This is a genomic window from Brevundimonas sp. FV1ye28 (assembly GCF_058681135.1).
In genome coordinates this window covers 991478-1011382 of sequence record NZ_CM178731.1, presented here as the reverse complement: position 1 = coordinate 1011382, position 19905 = coordinate 991478, and the positions used below count along the sequence as shown (strand labels likewise).

The window sequence follows — 19905 nt, the reverse complement described above, 5'->3', positions numbered from 1 at the left end:
GGCGGTCGTGAGGTTTGCAGCTCTGGACGCCTGGCGCGGGCTGGCCGCGCTGATGGTCGCCCTGTGTCATCTCAGCGCGGCGGGGTGGTTCTACGAGGTGCCGGCCGTGCGGAACGGGGGCGTGGCCGTGCCGCTGTTCTTCGTCCTCAGCGGCTTCGTGATCCACCACGCCTATGGCGAACGCCTGGGAGACGCGGCGGCGGTTCGGCGGTTCGTGGTGCGCCGGTTCGGTCGGCTCTATCCGCTGCACCTGTTCACCCTGGGGCTGATGCTGGGGCTGGAGGTCGTCAAGCTGATCCTGACCGGGGTCGGCGTCTCGGCCGGGCAGGCGCCGTTCACCGGGACCAACAGCCTGGACAATCTGGCGGCGCAGCTGGTGCTGCTGCAGGCGGTGGTTCCGTTCGGCTACTATGGCTGGAACGGGCCGAGCTGGTCGATCAGCGTGGAGTGGGCGGCCTATCTGGTGTTCGCGGGCGTGGCCGTCGTGAGCGGGGCCGGGGGTAGGCGGGCGACCTGGGGGCTCGCGGCCCTGGCTGGTGGTTTGCTGATCGCGATCGAGGTGTTTCTGCCGTCGCTCGGGACGATGGAGGGCAAGGGGCTGGTGCTGGCCGTCTTCGGCTTCTTCACCGGCGGCCTGGTCCATCAGGCTCATGGTCTGCTGCGGGCGCGCGGCTGGAGGGGCGGGGGCGGGGCGGAGGCGCTGGGTCTGGGTCTGCTGTTCGCCCCGTTCTGGTTCGGCCCGTCGAGCCAGACCCTGCAGATCGTGGGCTTCGCCGTCGTGATCCTGATCTTCGCCTTCGAGGGCGGGTTCGCGTCACGCCGGCTGAAGGGCGCAGTGTTCCAGTTTCTGGGGCGGATCTCCTATTCGATCTACCTGGTGCATTTCGTCCTGCTGTCCCTGCTGGGCGGCCTCCTGCGGGCGGCGCAGGGCGTGACCGGGACGCCCTTGATCCAGGGGGCGATGATCGACTTCGGCCCGCCGGGGGCGATGGACGTCCTGGCGGTGGTCTATCTGGGCGTTGTGATCCTGTGCGCCTGGGCGACCTATGTCTGGGTCGAGGTTCCGGGTCGGACCTTCTTCAACGCCCTGTCGGACCGCAGGCCGGTGGGGCATGCGTGGCGCGCGGCGCTGGCGGATGTGCGGTTCGCGCCCGCCCGTTAACCTGTTCGCCCCACTTTCGCGCGCTTTGGCGGGTTGGCTTATGGGCTTCGACGGGGCATGTCGGACAGGGTGAACGGGGAGCCGCGAATGCGTATTTCGAACTGGGTCAAGGCTGCGACCATCGCCTTTGCCGGGATGGCGGCGAGCGCCTGTTCCACCTATCCGTCCGAGCCGATGTATTCGACCCGGCCGATGCCGGGTTACGGAACCGGTATCGCGCCCGCCCAGCCGGGCTATCCGGCGCCGCCCGCCTACACGCCGCCGGTCTACGAATCACCGCCGCCGATGACCGCGCCGACCGAACGGATCGAGGGAGGCGCCCTGCCGCCGCCGTCGTCGGGGACGCCGTCGAACAACTATCCGCCCCCGGCCTACAATCCGCCCGCCTACACGCCGCCCGCAGCATCCTCGCCGTCCTATGTCACGCCCAGCGCACCGATGTCGGTCAGCGCGGGCGCGGCCTATGTCATTCAGCCGGGCGATACGATCTCGGGTGTCGGGCGCCGATTCCAGACGCCGGTGCAGAACCTGATCGACCTGAACGGCCTGGGTCCGCGCGGGGCGATCACCGTGGGTCAGTCGATCATCCTGCCCGACAGCGCGCTGGACACCGGGTCCGATCCCTATGCGACCGGCCCTGCGCCGATCGGCGTGATGGTGCCCGAGAACGGCGTGATTCCGCCGCCGCCGCCGCCGCCTTCGGGCAATCCGGCTGCGCCCCTGCCGGCGCGTCAGCCTGCCGCCACTGGATCGACCGGCGTGGCACCGGCCGGCTCGACCAGCCTGCAATGGCCGGTGCGGGGCGAGATCCTGCGACGCTTCGGCCCGGTCGGCATGGGAGAGCGCAACAACGGCATCAATATCGGAGCCGCCGCGGGCGAGCCCGTGAACGCCGCCGCCGGAGGCCGGGTGGCCTATGTCGGCGACGACATCGTGGGCCAGGGCCTGACGGTGCTGGTCGTGCACCGTGACGGGTGGCGCACGGTCTATGGTCATCTGGGTTCGGCGACGGTGCAGGACGGCGCCGATGTGCGCGCCGGCCAGCAGATCGGCACCGTGGGCCTGACCGCCGGCGACGGCCGTCCCTCGATCCACTTCGAGACCCGGCGGATGCAGGGCGACGAGCCGGTGGCGATCGACCCCCTGACCGTTTTGCCACGCTAGCGGCTCCGAACCATCACGCCGCGTTGCAATCGGGGGAGGTCAGCCCTAGGTTCCGCGCCTTGTTTTAAACGGGCGCCCGCAAGCGGCTGCCTCATCCCCCGGGGACCGACGAAATGACTCCTACCGCAGACGGCGGCATCGTGGCCGCGATCGTGCAATTCCTGCCGTTCGTCGCAATCTTCGTCTTGTTCTACTTCCTGCTGATCCGTCCGCAGCAGAAGCGCGCCAAGGAACATGCGAACCTGATCGCCGCCGTGAAGCGCGGCGACGTCGTCGTCCTGTCGTCGGGCATGATCGGCAAGGTCACCCGCGTCGAAGACGCCGAGGTCAACGTCGAGATCGCGCCGAGCGTCAACGTGCGCGTGGTCAAGGGCATGATCGCCGAGGTGCGCAACCGCACCGCCATCGCCGCCAACGACTCCAAGGCCTGAGCCTCGGCTCTCTGAACCGGAAGCTCCGTCCATGATTCAGCTGTCGCGCTGGAAAGTCATCCTCGTCGTCCTGGCCTTCGTGTTCGGATCGCTGCTGGCGCTTCCGAACCTGCTGTCCGAAAGCCAGCGTGCGGCCCTGCCGGGCTTCATGCCCAAGAGCGCGCTGAACCTGGGTCTCGACCTTCAGGGCGGATCCTATCTGCTGCTGGAAGTCGACGTGGCCGCGATGCGCACCAAGCGCGTCGACAACCTGATCGAGGACGTCCGCGTCTCGCTGCGCGAGGCGGGCATCGCCACCAACCAGATCGTCCGCGAAGAGGGCGGTGCGGTCGCCGTCCTGGCCGATCCGACCCGTGTCGATGCGGCCGTCACGGCACTGCAGCAGTTGATCGGTCCAGCGGGCGCCGCAGGCGCCGCTGAGCGCCAGGTTCAGCGCGTCGGCAATGACCGCGTGCGCCTGGCCTTCACCCAGGCGACCCTGGATTCCATGGGGTCGACAGCGGTGGACCAGTCCATCGAAGTCGTGCGCCGCCGGATCGACAGCCTCGGCACTCGCGAACCCTCCATCACCCGCCAGGGCGCCGAGCGTATCGTCGTCCAGGCGCCGGGCGAGAGCGACCCGGCCGCCCTGGAGCGGGTCATCGGCCAGACGGCCCAGCTGACCTTCCAGATGGTGGACACCGAGAACTCGATTCAAGACGCCGTCGCCGGTCGCGTGCCGCCGGACGCCGAACTGCTTCAAGACGAACTGGGCACGCCCTATCTGGTCAAACGCCGCGTGCTGGTCTCGGGCGAGAACCTGACGCGGGCCGGCGTCGGTGCCGACCAGTCGGGTCGTCCCGCGATCGACTTCCGCTTCGACGGCCAGGGCGCGCGTCGCTTCGGCGAGACGACCGCCGCCAACATCGGCAAGCCGTTCGCCATCATCCTGGACGGCAAGGTCATCTCGGCCCCGACGATCCAGGGCGCCATCACCGGCGGCACCGGCCAGATCACCGGCCAGTTCTCGATCCAGGAGGCGTCCGAGCTGGTGAACCTGCTGAACGGCGGCGCCCTTCCGGCCCCGCTGACGGTCGAGGAGCGCCGGACCGTGACCGCCGAACTCGGCGCCGACGCCGTCAAGGCGGGCGCCCTGTCCACCCTGATCGGCTTCATCATCATCGTGCTGTTCATGATCCTCGCCTACGGCTTCCTGTTCGGGGGCATCTCGGTGATCGGGCTGGTGCTGAACGGCATCCTGATCGTGGCGGCCATGTCGCTGACGCAGGCGACCCTGACCCTGCCGGGCATCGCGGGTCTGATCCTGACCTTCGCGGTGGCCGTGGACGCCAACGTGCTGATCTATGAGCGGATGCGGGACGAGGCGCGGGCCGGACGGTCGGTCATCGCGTCCATGGACGCCGGCTTCAACAAGGCCTGGGGCACCATCCTGGACGCCAACATCACGACCCTGGTGGCGGCAGGCATCATGTTCATCTTCGGCGCCGGCCCCGTTCGCGGCTTCGCCTGGACGCTTTCGATCGGGGTGTTCACCTCGGTCTTCTCGTCCGTCCTGGTCGCCCAGGTCCTGCTCGCCTACTGGCTGAAGACGGCCAAACCCAAGAAACTCCCGATCGCGGATCAAGCCAAATGACCTGGTGGCCCCTTATCAAGGTCCTGCCGCAGAAGACGAACTTCCAGTTCGTCAAATACGCGCGGCCGGCCGCAGCCCTGTCGATCGTTCTGTGCCTGGCGTCGATCGTCGCCTGTTTCTATCCCGGCCTGAACATGGGCATCGACTTCCGGGGCGGCGCCTCGATGGAAGTGTCCAAGCCTGCCGGCCAGACGATCGACCTGGAGGCCGTCCGCAGCTCGGTCGGTGAACTGGACCTGGGCGACGTCGGGGTGCAGGGCATCGCCCGCCGCGACACCAATGTCGAAGACGGTTCGACCGCCGTCCTGCGCTTCCAGATCCCCGAAGGCGAAGACCAGACGGCCGTCGTGAACCGCGTCGAAGCGGCTATCACCGACACGGTCGGCGATGTCACCTATTCGGGCGTCAGCGTCGTCGGCTCCAAGGTGTCGGGCGAACTGTTCACCTCGGGCCTTCTGGCCCTGGGCTCGGCCATCGTCTTGATGTTCGCCTACATCTGGTTCCGGTTCGAGCCGCAGTTCGGCTTCGGCGCCGTTGCGGGCCTGTTGCACGACGTCGTGCTGACGTTCGGCCTGATCGTACTGTTCAAGCTGGAGTTCAGCCTGAACATGGTGGCCGCCATCCTGACCGTCATCGGCTATTCGATGAACGACACGGTCGTGGTGTTCGACCGCCTTCGCGAGAACCTGCGCAAGTACAAGACCATGCCCTTGCGTGACGTGATCGACCTGTCGTTGAACGAGACCCTATCGCGGACGATCATCACCGGCGTCACCGCCGTCATGGTGCTGGGCGCCCTGGCCGTCTTCGGTGGGGAGGCTCTGTTCGGCTTCTCGATCGCCCTGATGTTCGGCATCATCATCGGCACCTATTCCTCGATCTACGTCGGCGCGCCGATCATCCTGCTGTGGGGCGTGAAGCGTGGCGAGTTCGCCGAGGACGCCAAGCCGATCAAGCTGGGCGCGGCGTCGCGTCCCTAAGGTCGCAGGCGATTGGCTGATCCCGCGAACAGCCTCGACGATCAGGTCCGCGCGGCCGATCCCGATCGCTGGCTGTCCAGCCGGTTCGTGGGGGACGCCCAGGCGCGCGCGGACCTGATCGCCCTCTACGCCTTCGAGGCGGAGCTGATGAGCATCCCTACGCGGGTGACCCAGCCTCTGCTGGCCGAGATGCGCTACGTCTGGTGGCGCGATCAGATGGACGGGGTGTTCTCGGGCGCGGCTCGCAAGGGGCATCCGGTGCTGGAGGCCTTGACCGATCTGGTGGCGCGGCGCGGGGTGGATCGCGCGCCGTTCGACGCCCTGATCGAAGCCCACATCGACCGGGTGCATGGAGAGCCGCACGACCTGAACGCCTTCTATCTGGGGCCGATGCAGGTCGCGGTGCGGATCCTGGCCGGGGTCGGGCACGAGGCGAAGGTCGTCGAGGCCGGGCGGGTCTGGGGCCTGATCCAGGTCGGGCGTGGCGATGAGGCCGAGGCGCTGAGGGCGAACGCCAACCTTCAGCTGTCATCCCTGCCTGCAGACGCCTTTCCCGCCGTGGCGCATGCCTCGCTGAAAGCCGACACCCCGGAACCGGCAAGGCGGTTGAAGCTGGTCTGGGCGACGGCGCGAGGGCGCATCTGATGGCGGTCAGCCAGACCGACGTCGTCATCCTGGGCGGAGGCCACAACGGTCTGGTCTGTGCCTTCTACCTGGCGCGGGCGGGGCTGAAGGTCACGGTCCTTGAGCGGCGCGGCGTCGTCGGTGGGGCGGCGGTGACGGAGGAATTCCATCCCGGTTTTCACAACTCGACCGCCAGCTACACCGTCAGCCTGCTGAACCCGAAGATCATCGCCGATCTGGAACTGGCGCGGCACGGGCTGATGGTCGTCGAGCGGCGGATGTCGAACTTCCTGCCTCTCGACGGCGACGCCTTCTGCGCGGGCGAGGGGCGGACGCAGGGCGAGGTCGCGCGGTTCTCGGCCAGGGACGCCGAGCGGCTGCCTGAGTACGAGGCGCGGCTGGAGACCGTGGCGGCAGTCCTGAGGGCGCTGGTGCTGGAGACCCCGCCGAACCTGCCTGCGGGCGGGTGGATGCGGGCGCTGCCTGAGATGTTGAAGTCGGCCTCGGTGGCGCGGCGGCTGGGCGGGTTGGGCCTGACGGGACGGCGCGACGTGCTCGATCTTTTCGCCAAGTCGGCGGGAGACTGGCTGGACGGCTGGTTTGAGAGCGATCCGATTAAGGCCCTGTTCGGCTTCGACAGCGTGGTCGGAAACTATGCGTCGCCCTATACGCCGGGCTCGGCCTACGTCCTGCTGCACCATGTCTTCGGCGAGGTGAATGGGCGAAAGGGCGTCTGGGGTCACGCCGTCGGCGGGATGGGCGCGATCACCCAGGCGATGGCGGCGGCCTGCGTCGAACAGGGCGTCGACATCCGGCTGGACGCCGAAGTGGCCGAGGTCGTGACCGAAAAGGGCAGGGCGGTCGGGGCGGTGACGACGGCGGGCGATACGGTGCGAGGCCGGGCCGTGGTGTCGAACCTGCATCCGCGCCTGCTGTTCGATCGGCTGGTCGACCCGGCGGTCGTGCCGGCCGATTTCAGCGAGCGGATGGGCCGGTACGCCTCGGGCTCGGGCACCTTCCGCATGAACGTAGCCCTGTCGGAGCTGCCGCGGTTCACCGTGCGGCCAGAGCCGGGGGATCACCACACCGCAGGCATCATCATCGCACCGAGCCTGGCTTACATGGACCGGGCCCATGCGGAGGCGCGGCTGAACGGATGGTCGTCGAAGCCGATCGTGGAGATGCTGATCCCCTCCACCCTGGACGACAGCCTCGCGCCGCCGGGACAGCATGTGGCCAGCCTGTTCTGCCAGCATGTCGATCCGACGTTGGGCGACGAACATCGCGACACGGTGGCGGACCTGATGATCGAGACGGTCGACGCCCATGCGCCCGGCTTCAAGGCCTCGGTGCTGGGAAGGCTGGCGCTGGGGCCGCGCGATCTGGAGCGTCGGTTCGGCCTGGTCGGCGGGGACATCTTCCATGGACGGCTGACGCTCGACCAACTGTTCAGCGCCCGGCCGGTGCTGGGCCATGCCGATCACCGGATGCCCGTGCCGGGCCTCTATCTGTGCGGCTCGGGCGCGCATCCGGGCGGCGGGGTGACCGGCGCGCCGGGACACAATGCGGCGAAGGCGATCCTGAAGGACCTTTAGGCCTCGGCGACGCCCAGGGCCCTGTAGAGGGCGGACTTCACGGCGTCCTCGGTGAAGGGCTTCTGGATGGTCGACTGGCCGCGCCAGTGGTCGGGCAGTCCGCCTTCGCCATAGCCGGTCGAGAAGACGAACGGGATGCCCTTGGCCTTCAGCGCCTCGGCGACGGGGAAGACCTCCTTGCCGGCGACGTTCACGTCCAGCAGGGCGGCGTCGAGCAGGGAATCGGTCGCCACGACCTCCAGCGCCTCGTCCACGGTGGAGATCGCGCCGACGGGGGTGGCTCCCATGTCTTCGAGGATGGTTTCGAGCAGCATCGCCACCAGAGACTCGTCCTCGACCACGAGGATGCGACGACCCGTAAGACCCTCAGCCATGCTGTTGATAATCCCTATCAAGCGGAACTGACAATTCCGCTAAAAAACCGTCGCTTGCGTAGCTTAGTTTGGCCACGCCCGCCAGATCGTGACGCACGTTCCGTTCGATCAGGCGACTGCCGAAGCCCTTCCGCGTCGGAGGGCTGACCGCCGGGCCGCCGACTTCGCGCCAGACGACGCTCAGGATGCGGCTCGACTGGTTGGCGACGGTCCAGTCGACGAACACCCGACCGTCCGGAACCGACAGGGCGCCGTACTTGGCCGCATTGGTCGCCAGTTCGTGGAAGATCATCCCGAAAGACAAGGCCGCCGCCGGGCCGAGCGCCAGTGCAGGACCGTTCAAGACGATGCGGCCCGGGCCGTGGGCCGCCGTTTCATGCTCGAGCACGTCGCGCAGGTCGGCGCCCTCCCAGTGGCTGCGGGTCAGCAGGTCGTGGGTGTGCGACAGGCTCAACAGCCTGGCCTGGAAGCTTTCGGCGAAGCTCCTGGGGTCGTCGTGGGAACGGGCGGTCTGCATGGCGATCGACTGGACCGTGGCCAGGGTGTTCTTCACGCGGTGATTCAGCTCGTCGATCATCAGGCGCTGGCGCTGGGCCGCCCGGACGGTGTCGGTGACGTCGTGACCCTGGACGAATATGCCCACGACCTTGCCGTCGTTGTCGCGAACCGGTTGGTAGATGAAATCGACGTTGCGGCTGATCTCGTGCCGGCCCCCCTCGGGCTTGAAGGTGACGAGGGCGCCCTTGCCCTCATAGGGCTCACCGGTCGCCAGCACGGAATCCAGCAGTTCGTAGTAGCCTTGGCCCGCCAGTTCGGGCAGGGCGTCGCGGATGGATCGACCCACGACATCGGCCCGACCGATGATCCGTGCATAGGCGTCGTTGTGCATCTGGAAGACGTGGTCGGGGCCGGACAGGATGGCGACGAAGCCGGGTGCCGACATGAACATCTCGACCAGCCGATTTCGCTCGGTCTCCAGCCGTCGATTGTCTTCCTGAACGGCGCGAGCACGGTTCATGACCCCGCCGCCGAGGATCATGTCCAGCGCGCTCATCGCGGGGCCGTCGTCGCGTGCGCGCCGTAGCACCTCGAGCTCGGTGATGTCCGAGGTGTGCTGTAGGATCAGAACGATCCGTCCGTCGGCGTCGTGCAGCGGCGTGTGGGTGGCGCTCCAGTAGCGGTCCTCGAGCGTGGTCTGGCCCTCGGCGTCGGTCGTCGGAATGGCGAAGTGGATGAGCGCCAGGTGATCACGCTGACCCGTCGTCAGGACCTTATCGAAGGAGGCCTTGAGCTGACGGGCGTTCTCGGCGCCTTCCTCGGTGTCCCCGCCGGTGAAGATGTCGAAGATAGGCTTGCCGATCAGTTGATCCCGAGACATGCCGACGACCGCGAGATAGGCGGCGTTCATGCCGGCGTAACGCAGGTCCGGCGTCAGCAGCATGTAGGGGTTTGTCGAGGCCTCGAAAGCCGCAGCCAAGTCTATCGCCTGATCAAGTGCCCGCACGCGTACCGTCTCCCCCGATCCGGGCGAGCGCGCGACCGGCGAAAAGGTTCCGGCACTTCCGAGATTGTTTCGACACGCTGCGCCGCTAGGATCGCGCCATGTCCCTTAAAAGTCTCGTTCTGGCCGCTCTGATGATCGCCACCCCCGCTTTGGCCGACGATCCGCTGACCCAGGTGGCGCAGGGGAGGCTGATCGGACGTAGCGTCGACGGCGTCGATTCCTTCAAGGGCGTGCCGTTCGCCGCCCCGCCGGTCGGACCGCTACGCTGGCGTCCGCCGGAGCCACCGATCGGCTGGACGGGCGAACGCGATGCGGGCGACGTGGGCGCGATCTGCATCCAGGCACCGGCGAACGGCGACCCCGGCGTGGGGCCGGGGACCCCCAGCGAGGATTGCCTGACGCTGAACGTCTGGACGCCGTCGCAACGTACGGGACCGTTGCCGGTCATGGTCTGGATCCATGGCGGCGGATACAACAACGGCTCGGGCACGCCCGCGCTGTATGACGGAACGAACCTGGCGCGGCGGAACACGGTCGTGGTGACGATCAACTACCGGCTGGGAAGGCTGGGCTTCTTCGATCATCCGGCCCTGGCGTTCGAGCGGCCGCCCGAGCAGCCGGCGGGAAACTATGGCGTCATGGATCAGATCGCGGCCCTGGAATGGGTGCGCGACAACATCGCGACCTTCGGCGGCGATCCGGGCCAGGTGACGATCTTCGGCGAATCGGCTGGCGGCGCCGCGGTGACGCAGTTGATGGTCGCGCGCGCCGCGCGGGGCCTGTTCCACCGGGCTGTCGTCCAGTCCGGTCTGGGGCGGCAGAGGTCGTCTCTGCTGGCTGAAGACCGGCCGGGACGACCCTCGGCGCAGTCGCTGGGCGAGGCCTTTGCGCGATCGGCGGGACTGGGGTCGGCGGCCACGGCCGATGCCCTGCGCGCCCTGCCGGCTGAGCGGCTGCTCGTCCCGATGCCGTCCTTCTACAGCGACAACCTGTTGGTTGACGGGACGGTCGTGCCCGAGGATGTGGTCGAGGCCTTCGCGGCCGGACGACAGGCCCCGGTGCCGCTGATGATCGGAACCAACAGCGCCGAGTTCTGGTGGATACGTCCGACCGACGCGGGCCCCTATGGCCGTACCGACGATGCGATGACCGACGGCGAGTACGACGCCCTGGTCACGGCATACGAAGGGCAGGCGGGCTATGACGCCCATGTCGTCTCAGACCTGATCTTCAACGAGCCCGCGAGGCATCTGGCGCGGCTGCATGCGGCGGCCGGCAATGCGACCTACCTTTATCGCTTCGACGTCGTGCCAGAATCGAATCCGGAACCGAGCGGCGGGGCGACCCATGCCTCGGAGCGTCCCTATGTCTTCGACAACCTGCACACGGTCGGACGACCGATGGGAGAGAGGGACGCCCTGGCGGCGACCGCCATGGCCGATTACTGGACCACGTTCGCGCGGGCGGGCGATCCCAACGGCGTCGGACACCCGGCATGGCCGGAGTTCCGGGCCGCGTCCGACCCGCTGCTGGAGTTCACCAACGACGGCCCGGTCGCCAAGCCCGTACCGAACGCCGCGCGGCTCGATCTGATCGAAGACTTCTACGGCCGCATCCGGCCCTGAACTTCGGCGTGGCCCAGGGGGCGGCGGGAAGGTCGCGAGGCCCGACGCAGGGTGAAACCGTGACCGGGGCGCATCCTTAGCCCGAAAAATCGCGTGTGGCGAAACTGGGGCCCTTGCGGGGCGCATCCGCTGTGTGCGATGTAACCGCTTACAAGATCATTATCGACGGACCTTCGACAAGTGGGCCGGCACGATATGGGATGCTTCAGGACAGACCGCGTGAACCGCAAACCTACCCACAGCCCTGACGGCCGTGCGCCGATCGGATGCGCGGCATGAAGCCGGCGACGATCCGCGATGTGGCCGAGCGTGCGCAGGTCTCCGTGGCCTCGGTCTCACGTGTCCTGACCGGCGCCGGCCCGGTCACCGAACCCACCCGGCTGAAGGTGATGGAGGCGGTCGAGGCGCTGTCCTACGTGCCTCATTCGGGTGCCCGCAGCCTGTCGACCAGCCGCACCGACACCGTCGGGGTCATTCTGCCGGACCTTTTCGGGGAATTCTTCTCGGAGTTGATCCGGGGCATGGACGTCGCGGCGCGCGCCAACGGCCTGCATCTGATCGTGTCCAGCTCGCATGATGACGCGTCCGACGCGGCTGCCGCGATCCGGTCCATGCGCGGCCGGGTGGACGGACTGATCGTGCTGTCGCCCCATCTGGATTCGGCGCATCTGGCGCAAAGTCTGGCGGGTCGCCTGCCCGTGCTGCTGATGAACGGCGGCGCCAATGACGCAGGCCGCCCCTCGATCGTGGTCGACAACATCGGCGGCGCGGTCGCAGCGGTCGAACACCTGCTGGCCGAGGGCCGGGAGCGGGTCGTCCACATCGGCGGCCCCTCGGGCAACCTCGAGGCCCGCGAACGCCAGGCCGGCTACGTCCAGGCCATGACCGCTGCGGGACGCCAACCGACGGTCGTCGCAGGGGCCTTCACCCAGGCCTCGGGTCACGACGCGACTACGGCCCTGCTGGCCGAGGGCGTTCGGCCGGACGCGATTTTCGCCGCCAACGACATGATGGCGGTCGGCGCTTTGCTGGCGCTTCAGGAGGCCGGCGTTCGGTGCCCGGAAGACATCGCCGTCGTCGGCTTCGACGATGTGCCGATCGCCGCCCTGGTGCGGCCCGCCCTGACAACCCTGCGAATCGAGATCGCCGAGACGGGCCGCCGGGCCATGGACCGGCTCGTCGCCCTGATCGCGGCCTCCACCGACCCGGAGGCGACGCCCGACGCCGCCTGCGAAATCGTCAAACCTCAACTCGTCGTCCGCCAATCGAGCGGCCGCGCCCAGACCCTCAACGGAGAGACCCAATGACCCGCATGACCCTGCGCACCCGCGCGTTGGGCGCCGTTTCGGCGCTCGCTGTCGCGACCCTGATGACCGCCGGAGCCGCCTCGGCTCAGTCGACGACGTCGACGCTGCGCGGCACCGTTTATGAGGGGCAGGCGATCGAGCCGGGCGGTTCCATCGTCCTGCGCGACGTGGCCAGCGGCTTCACGACGCGCGGCCAGATTTCCAGCAGCGGAACCTATGTCCTCAACGGACTGCGCCCCGCGACCTACGAGATCACCGTCACCAGCGGCGATGGCCAGACGGCGACCGACGTCGTCACCCTGTCCGTAGGCCAGGTCGCCACTCTGGACCTTGATGTGACGAGCACGACCTCCACCGTCGCGGCGGGAGAGGGCACGGATCTCGGCGACATCGTCGTCACCGGCCGTCGCATCTTCGAGGTCCGCACCTCGGAGGTCGCCACCAACGTCAGCCAGCAGCAGATCAACAACCTGCCTCAGGTCGACCGCAACTTCCTCAATTTCGCGGCCCTGGCTCCCGGCGTCGTCGTCAGCCAGGACCCCTCGGAACGCACGATCTATGCCGGCGCTCAATCGGCCAATGCGATCAACGTCTTCATCGACGGCCAGAGCCAGAAGTCCAACATTCTGGACGGCGGCTTCGCCGGTCAGGACGACAGCCGCGGCAATCCCTTCCCGCAGGGCGCGGTGCAGGAGTTCCGGGTCCTGACCCAGAACTTCAAGGCTGAGTACGAACAGGCGTCCTCGGCCATCATCACGGCCGTGACGCGCTCGGGCACCAACGAGTTCCATGGCGGGGCCTTCGTCACCTATCAAGATTCCGACTGGCGCTCGCAGGACGTCTTCTCCGAACGTCGCGGTCAGGCCAAACCCCAGCTCGACCGGATGGAGTACGGCTTCGACCTGTCCGGCCCGATCATTCAGGACCGTCTGCACTTCCTGCTCAGCTATGAGCGCAAGGACGAGACGCGGTCGAACGCGGTCTTCCTCAACCAGACCCAGTACACTCCGCTGTTCGAGAACGAGCTCGGCGTGTTCGAAGCGCCGTTCGAGCAGGACCTCTATTTCGGCAAGCTGTCCTGGCAGATCGACGACCGTCAGATTGTCGATCTGTCGGTCACCTATCGCACCGAACAGGACATTCGCGACTTCGGCAACGGCGGCAGCGCCTTCTCGCGCGCCAATGCGGTGAACGTCGAGGATCGCAAGGTCGTGCTGCGTCACCAGTTCCAGGGCGACACCTTCCTCAACGAGTTCGCGGTCGATTATCGCGAGAACACCTACAATCCGCAGGCCCTGAACTTCGACACGCCCGGTACCCGGTTCATCGCCTATCGCGACGCCAGCACGACGACGCCCGGCTTCCAGTTCGACTATAATCAGGGCGACCAGATCTTCACGGGCGGTGGCGGCACCAACAACCAGAACATCCGCGACGAGGTCATCACGGTCAAAAACGACCTGACCTTCAATGCTCTGGAATTCTACGGCTCGCACACGATCAAGATGGGCGTGCGCTACGCCATGCACGACTACTATGTGCAGAAGTTCTTCAACCGGAACCCGCAGTTCACCTACGACGTGACCGGCACCATCCTGGGCAGCACCACCATCCCGACGCGGGTCAGCCTGAACCTGCCGACGGATCCGGCGGACGTGTCCAACAACACCCTCGGCCTCTACATCCAGGATGACTGGCAGATCACCGACCGGCTGGAATTGAACCTCGGCCTGCGCTGGGATTACGAGGACAACGCCGTCAACAATGACTGGGTCACCCCCACGGCGATCCGGCAGGTTCTGGCAAACTTCCAGGCGACTCCCGGCTTCGTTTCACCGGTCGACATCAACAACTACATCTCCGACGGCGATCGCGAGCCCTTCAAGGAGGCCTTCCAGCCGCGCATCGGCTTCTCGTACGACATCTTCGGTGACGAGCAGTCGGTTCTGTTCGGCGGCGCCGGCCGCTACTACGACCGGATCGGCTTCAACTTCGCCTTCTCGGAGCGGTTCTCGCCGTTCAACCGCAGTCGCGAGATCTTCTTCTCGCCGAACGGCGGGACGTTCGGCGGACGCACGGACACCGTCGCCTTCCGGCCCGAGTACAATACAACAGCGGGTCTGGACGCCTTGTTGGGCGGCACACCGAGCCGTGGCGAAATCTTCCTGGTCCGCAACGACGCCCCGGTTCCCTACACCGATCAGTTCAACCTGGGCCTTCGTCAGAAGTTCGGAGACATCCAGACGGCCGTCACCTTCTCCTACGCCAAGACCAAGAACGAGTTCGGCTGGTACCGGATCAACGTGAACGCGGCGAACAGCGTTGTCGTCACTCCAAGGCAGTTTACCGATCCGGCGACGGGCCAGCCGTTCGCCTTCAACGACGGCGTCTTCTATTCCGACCACGGCAGGGAGCGGACCTACAAGGCGATGTATGTGACGATCGACCGTCCCTACACTCAGGACAGCGGTTACGGCTTCAACATCGCCTATACCTTGGCTGACGGCGAGCAGAACGGCAGCCGCGATCAGGGCCTGTCGTCCTTCGATTTCGACTATCCGAACATCGCCGCCAGCCCGTTCTTCAACACGCCGGGCGTCGAGCGTCACCGTATCGTGGCCTCGGGCACCCTGGCGCTGCCGTGGGACTTCCGCCTGTCGTCGGTGATCACCCTGGGGTCGGGTCGTCCGTTCACGATCAACAATGTGGGCGGGGGCGCCAAGCCGGACTGGTTCGCCGGCTATCCCGACCGCCGGGCCTTCCTGCCGGGCCTGAACTTCGCCACCCGTCAGGTGGACCTGCGCCTGAGCAAGGAGTTCACCGTCTTCGGCGGACAGACCGTCGAGGCGATGGTGGACGCCATCAACGTCTTCGATTTCCGCAACTACAACGGCTACAACACCAGCCTGCGGTTGAACAACAACACGCCCCTGGCCGCGTTCAACCCGCTGTATGGCGCGCCGACATCACAGGCCCTGCCGACCCGGACGATCCAGGTGGGTCTGCGTTACCGCTTCTGATCGACTTCTCCTGAGACTGGCCGCCCCTGTGACACAGGGGCGGCCATCCTTTTTTGGGGCGACGCGGGGGCGTTGACGTAGGATGAGTGAGTATGGACCGTCGTCGATTTCTGCTCGGAACCACCCTGGCCGGTCTGGCCGCCGGGTTCGCAGCGCCGGCCTGGGCCCAGACGGGTCGGGCAGGGCGAGTGACGGCCGTGGACCCGGAAATCAACGAACTTCAGCGGCGGACCTTCGACTGGTTCGTGCATGTCACGGACCGCGAGACCGGCCTGACACCCGATCGTTGGCCGACCGAGAGCTTCTGTTCGGTGGCGGCCGTGGGCTTCGCCCTGACCTGCTGGCCCGTCGGGGTCGAGCGGGGCTGGATGACGCGGGCCGAGGCGCGCGAGCGGACCCTGATCACCCTGCGCTATTTCGCGGCCCTGCCTCAGGGGGCGGAGGCGACGGGCGTGGGCGGGTACAAGGGCTTCTTCTACCACTTCCTCAATATGGACACCGGCCACCGGTTCGGCACGACCGAGCTGTCGACCGTGGATACGGCCCTGCTGCTGGGCGGCATGCTGTTCGCGGCGCGGTTCTTCGACGGTCGTCATGCCGAAGAGGTCGAGATCCGCGAGATCGCGCAGGCTCTGTACGAGCGGGTCGAGTGGGACTGGGCCGTCGTCCGGCCGAACCGCATCACCATGGGCTGGCACCCGGAGACAGGCTTCATCCCGTCCGACTGGAATGTCTACAACGAGGGCATGATCGTCCTGCTGCTCGCCATCGGCAGCCCGACGCATCCGGTCTCTCCGGGCGTCTGGGACGAGTGGGTCCATGTCTATGAGCGGAGCTGGACCGACCGCTGGGGCGAGTGGCACCTGCAGTTCGCGCCGATCTTCGGACACCAGTACAGCCACATGTTCATCGACTTCCGCGGCATCCGCGACGCCTGGATGCGCGGCCAGTCGGCTATGACCGGCGAGGCGCTCGACTATTTCGAGAACAGCCGCCGCGCCGTCCATGCGCAGCGCAAATACGCCGTCGACAATCCCGGCGGCTGGGACGGCTATTGCGCCGACATCTGGGGTCTGACGGCCTGCGACGGGCCGGGCGACTTCAAACAGGTCATCGATGCGAGGGAACGCGAGTTCTTCAGCTATTCCGCGCGCGGTCCGGGCGAGCGGGACGACGGCACCCTGGCTCCGACCGCGGCCATGGGCAGCTATCCGTTCGCGCCGGCAGAGGTCACCGCCACCCTGAAGGCGATGAAGGCGCGCTATGCGCCGGTCTACACCCAGTGGGGCTTCCTCGATTCCTTCAACCCGACCCTGACGGAGCGGGAGGGCCGATTGCAGCATGGTTCGATCGTGCCCGGCGTGGGCTGGGTCGACGGCGACTACCTCGGCATCGATCAGGGGCCGATCGTGGTCATGATCGAGAACGGCCGGTCCGAGCTGGTCTGGCGCCACATGCACGGCGAACCGAACCTGAAGCGCGGTTTGCAGCGGGCCGGGTTCACCGGCGGATGGCTGGACGCATGATCGACCGGCGCGCCGCGCTGGGGCTGATGGCCGGGGCGGGCGCGTCTCTGGCGGGGTGCGGCCGGAACGACGGGATCACCCGGCTGACCTTCTGGGCCATGGGCAATGAGGGGACGCACGTCCCGTCGATCCTGCCGGCGTTCGAGGCGGCCAATCCGGGTATCCAGGTGATCGTCCAGCCCCAGCCGTGGACGGCGGCGCACCAGAAGCTTTTGACCGCCTATGCCGGGGCGTCGCTGCCGGACGTCAGTCAGATCGGCAACACCTGGGTGGCGGAGCTGGCGGCGATCGGCGCCCTGTCGCCGACCCCGGCGGCGGCGGCCGACCTGCTGACCGACCAGTTCCCGGCGGTGCTGGAGACCAACGCTATCGCCGGCCGCGCCATGGCCACGCCCTGGTATGTGGACACGCGTCTGATCTTCCTGCGCACGGACATCCTGGCTCGCGCCGGGTTCGACGCCATGCCGACCGACTGGGCCGAATGGAAGCGGTCCATGCATGCCGTCAAGCGTGTGGCGGGCGAGGGGAACTTCGCGATCCTGTTGCCGGTCAATGAGTTCGAGCAGCTTCTGACGTTCGGACTTCAGGGCGATCAACCCTTGCTGCGGGATCAGGATACGCGCGGCAACTTCTCCAGTCCGTCCTTCCTGGCGGCGCTGGCCTTCTACAAGAGCCTGTTCGACGAAGGCCTCGCGCCGCTGGCGTCTGCGGCCCAGATCTCGAACGTCTGGAACGAGTTCGCCAAGGGTTATTTCAGCTTCTACTTCTCCGGTCCCTGGACCATCGGCGACATGAAGAGCCGACTGCCGGCGGAGATCCAGCCGCACTGGACCACGGCTGGCGTGCCCGGTCCGACAGGTCCCGGAGCCTCGGCGCCCGGCGGGTCGTCGCTGGCCGTGTTCCGGTCCTCCCCGCATCAGGAGGCGGCCTGGAAGCTGGTGCGTTACCTGTCCGATCCGAAGGTGCAGGCCGAGTTCAACGTCATCAGCGGCGACCTGCCCGCGCGCCGATCCGCCTGGGCCGCGCCGAGGGTGGCGTCCGACCCCTATGTCGCCGCCTTCAACGGGCAGCTGGCGCGCGCCAAGGCCGTGCCCAAGGTGCCGGAGTGGGAGCGGATCGTCACCGAGATGCAGATCGTCGCCGAACGCATGGTGCGCGGCGAGTTCACCGTTCAACAGGCGGGGGCCGAGATCGACCGTCGCGCCGACCGCCTGCTCGAAAAGCGCCGCTGGATGATCGAACAGGGGCGAGCGGCATGATCTCTCGCCGGGAACGCGCCGCCTGGGGGTTCGTCGCCCCGTCGCTGATCGCCATCGCGGTCTTTTTCGTCATTCCCGTCGTGTCGTCGCTGCTGCTCAGCCTGACCGACTTCGACATCTATGCTCTGGCCGATCTCGGCAATATGCGGTTCGTGGGACTGCAGAACTACGAGCGTCTGCTGACCAATCCGCTGTTCTGGCAGGCGATGAAGAACACCGTTTGGTTCGGCGTGCTGGGCGTGCCGCTTTCCATCGGCGCGTCTCTTCTGGCGGCCGTGATCCTGAATGCTCGGACGGTCAAGTGGCGGCCTGTGTGGCGCGTCATGTTCTTCGCCCCCTATGTCACCACCCTCGTCGCCACGGCGGTGCTGTGGAACTATCTGCTGCACACCCGATACGGCGTGATCAACTGGGTCCTGACCTCCTTCGGCCTGCCTGCGGTGGACTGGCTGGGGGATCCGAACACCTCGATCCCGGCGATCCTCATCTTCGTCGTGTGGAAGACGTTCGGCTACAACATGCTGATCTTCCTGGCGGTGCTTCAGACGGTGCCTGACGACCTCTATGAAGCCGCGCGCATCGACGGGGCAGGGCCCTGGGCGCGGTTCACGAACGTCACCCTGCCGGCCATCGCTCCGACCCTGTTGCTGGTCTCGATCATCTCGGTCGCGGGCTTCTTCCAGCTGTTCGCCGAGCCCTATGTGATGACGCAAGGGGGGCCCGCGCAGTCGACCGTGACGGTGCTCTACTTCATGTACGAAGAGGGCTTCAAATGGTGGAACCTGGGCTCGGCCAGCGCCGTCGCCTTCGTGCTGTTCCTGTGCATCTTCGCGGTGACCCTGGTGCAACTGGCCGTGTCGCGCAGGCTGGGCGGAGATCACACATGAAGCTCCGGACCCTGCTGCTGAACATCGGCGTAGCCGTGATCGGCCTGATCGTCCTGTTCCCCCTGCTGTGGATGCTGTCGGTCAGCTTCATGGCGACGGGAGAGGCGGCGGTCTTCCCGCCGCCGCTCTTGCCCAGCGCCCCGACGCTCGAGCACTACCGCGACCTGTTCGTGAACCAGGGCATGGGCCGCTATATGTGGAACAGCTTCGCCCTGGCCACCCTGGCGACCGCGCTGGCCCTCGCGTTCACGGTCCCGGCCGGCTACGCCTTCGCCAAACTGACCTTCAAGGGGCGGGAGCGACTGTTCCAGCTGTTGATCGGCGCCCTCGTCATTCCGGCCCAGATCGGCACCCTGCCGCTGTTTCTGATGCTGAAGTCGATGGGGCTGGTGAACACCTATGCCGGGGCGCTGGTCCCGTGGCTGGCCTCGATCTTCGGCCTGTTCCTGGTGCGCCAGTACGCCCTGTCCATCCCCGACGAGATTCTGGAGGCCGCGCGGGTCGACGGCGCGACCGAGGGTCAGATCTTCCGCCGCATCGTCCTGCCGACCCTGACGCCGATCCTGGTGACCTTGGGATTGTTCGTGTTTCTAGGCAGTTGGAATGACTTCCTGTGGCCGCTCATCATCCTGACGGATCAGTCGAACTATACCTTGCCGGTGGCCCTTGCGGCCCTGTCGCGCGAGCATGTGCAGGACGTGGAGCTGATGATGGCGGGCGCGGTCATCACCGTGGCGCCGGTGCTGATCCTGTTCCTGGCGCTGCAACGATTCTACATCCGCGGCATGCTGGCGGGGAGCGTAAAGGGTTGAGT

General features: G+C 67.0%; 16 protein-coding genes. 14 read left to right on the top strand and 2 right to left on the bottom strand.

The genetic code is table 11. The features are described 5' to 3' along the window. Positions 1 to 7 precede the first annotated feature (7 nt). The 7 genes from ACW171_RS05135 (at position 8) to ACW171_RS05105 (ending at position 7589) form a co-directional block, all read left to right on the top strand. Positions 8 to 1162, top strand: coding sequence for an acyltransferase family protein (locus tag ACW171_RS05135; protein ID WP_492096018.1), 1155 nt, complete (start codon positions 8 to 10; stop codon positions 1160 to 1162). Between the two features lie 87 nt (positions 1163 to 1249). After that, positions 1250 to 2326 carry a peptidoglycan DD-metalloendopeptidase family protein gene (locus ACW171_RS05130; protein ID WP_492096017.1) on the top strand — a complete coding sequence of 359 codons (1077 nt, stop codon included), beginning with the start codon at positions 1250 to 1252 and terminating at the stop codon, positions 2324 to 2326. A 113-nt stretch (positions 2327 to 2439) separates the two neighbouring features. Further along, positions 2440 to 2757 (top strand): preprotein translocase subunit YajC, encoded by a 318-nt coding sequence (gene yajC, locus ACW171_RS05125; protein ID WP_492096016.1) that lies wholly within the window; start codon positions 2440 to 2442, stop codon positions 2755 to 2757. A gap of 31 nt (positions 2758 to 2788) precedes the next feature. Further along, positions 2789 to 4390: a protein translocase subunit SecD gene (secD, locus tag ACW171_RS05120; protein ID WP_492096015.1), complete on the top strand. Its 1602-nt coding sequence runs from the start codon at positions 2789 to 2791 to the stop codon at positions 4388 to 4390. Beyond that, positions 4387 to 5370, top strand: coding sequence for a protein translocase subunit SecF (gene secF / locus ACW171_RS05115; RefSeq protein ID WP_492096014.1), 984 nt, complete (start codon positions 4387 to 4389; stop codon positions 5368 to 5370). Before secD ends, secF begins: the two co-directional genes overlap by 4 nt. Before the next feature lie 12 nt (positions 5371 to 5382). Beyond that, positions 5383 to 6015 carry a squalene/phytoene synthase family protein gene (locus ACW171_RS05110; protein WP_492096013.1) on the top strand — a complete coding sequence of 211 codons (633 nt, stop codon included), beginning with the start codon at positions 5383 to 5385 and terminating at the stop codon, positions 6013 to 6015. Further along, positions 6015 to 7589 carry a phytoene desaturase family protein gene (locus ACW171_RS05105; protein WP_492096012.1) on the top strand — a complete coding sequence of 525 codons (1575 nt, stop codon included), beginning with the start codon at positions 6015 to 6017 and terminating at the stop codon, positions 7587 to 7589. Before ACW171_RS05110 ends, ACW171_RS05105 begins: the two co-directional genes overlap by 1 nt. Here ACW171_RS05105 and ACW171_RS05100 read toward each other — a convergent pair. Together ACW171_RS05100 and ACW171_RS05095 are read right to left on the bottom strand one after the other, a co-directional pair. After that, positions 7586 to 7963 (bottom strand): response regulator, encoded by a 378-nt coding sequence (locus tag ACW171_RS05100; protein WP_492096011.1) that lies wholly within the window; start codon positions 7961 to 7963, stop codon positions 7586 to 7588. The genes ACW171_RS05105 and ACW171_RS05100 overlap by 4 nt on opposite strands. Further along, on the bottom strand, positions 7956 to 9440 hold the full coding sequence (locus ACW171_RS05095; RefSeq protein ID WP_492096010.1) for an HWE histidine kinase domain-containing protein: 1485 nt from the start codon (positions 9438 to 9440) through the stop codon (positions 7956 to 7958). Before ACW171_RS05095 ends, ACW171_RS05100 begins: the two co-directional genes overlap by 8 nt. A gap of 125 nt (positions 9441 to 9565) precedes the next feature. Here ACW171_RS05095 and ACW171_RS05090 point away from each other — a divergent pair, with 125 nt between their 5' ends. The 7 genes from ACW171_RS05090 to ACW171_RS05060 all read left to right on the top strand — a co-directional run bounded on the left by ACW171_RS05090 (position 9566) and on the right by ACW171_RS05060 (position 19903). Beyond that, a complete protein-coding gene (locus ACW171_RS05090) occupies positions 9566 to 11092 on the top strand; it encodes a carboxylesterase/lipase family protein (RefSeq protein WP_492096009.1) in 1527 nt (508 codons plus the stop codon). A 275-nt stretch (positions 11093 to 11367) separates the two neighbouring features. Continuing rightward, on the top strand, positions 11368 to 12399 hold the full coding sequence (locus ACW171_RS05085; protein ID WP_492096008.1) for a LacI family DNA-binding transcriptional regulator: 1032 nt from the start codon (positions 11368 to 11370) through the stop codon (positions 12397 to 12399). After that, positions 12396 to 15419 carry a TonB-dependent receptor gene (locus tag ACW171_RS05080; RefSeq protein WP_492096007.1) on the top strand — a complete coding sequence of 1008 codons (3024 nt, stop codon included), beginning with the start codon at positions 12396 to 12398 and terminating at the stop codon, positions 15417 to 15419. Before ACW171_RS05085 ends, ACW171_RS05080 begins: the two co-directional genes overlap by 4 nt. A 92-nt stretch (positions 15420 to 15511) precedes the next feature. Beyond that, positions 15512 to 16945 (top strand): glucoamylase family protein, encoded by a 1434-nt coding sequence (locus ACW171_RS05075; protein WP_492096006.1) that lies wholly within the window; start codon positions 15512 to 15514, stop codon positions 16943 to 16945. Beyond that, on the top strand, positions 16942 to 18204 hold the full coding sequence (locus ACW171_RS05070) for an extracellular solute-binding protein (RefSeq protein WP_492096005.1): 1263 nt from the start codon (positions 16942 to 16944) through the stop codon (positions 18202 to 18204). Before ACW171_RS05075 ends, ACW171_RS05070 begins: the two co-directional genes overlap by 4 nt. After that, on the top strand, positions 18201 to 19091 hold the full coding sequence (locus ACW171_RS05065; RefSeq protein ID WP_492096004.1) for a carbohydrate ABC transporter permease: 891 nt from the start codon (positions 18201 to 18203) through the stop codon (positions 19089 to 19091). Before ACW171_RS05070 ends, ACW171_RS05065 begins: the two co-directional genes overlap by 4 nt. Continuing rightward, positions 19088 to 19903: a carbohydrate ABC transporter permease gene (locus tag ACW171_RS05060; protein ID WP_492096003.1), complete on the top strand. Its 816-nt coding sequence runs from the start codon at positions 19088 to 19090 to the stop codon at positions 19901 to 19903. Before ACW171_RS05065 ends, ACW171_RS05060 begins: the two co-directional genes overlap by 4 nt. Positions 19904 to 19905 lie beyond the last annotated feature (2 nt).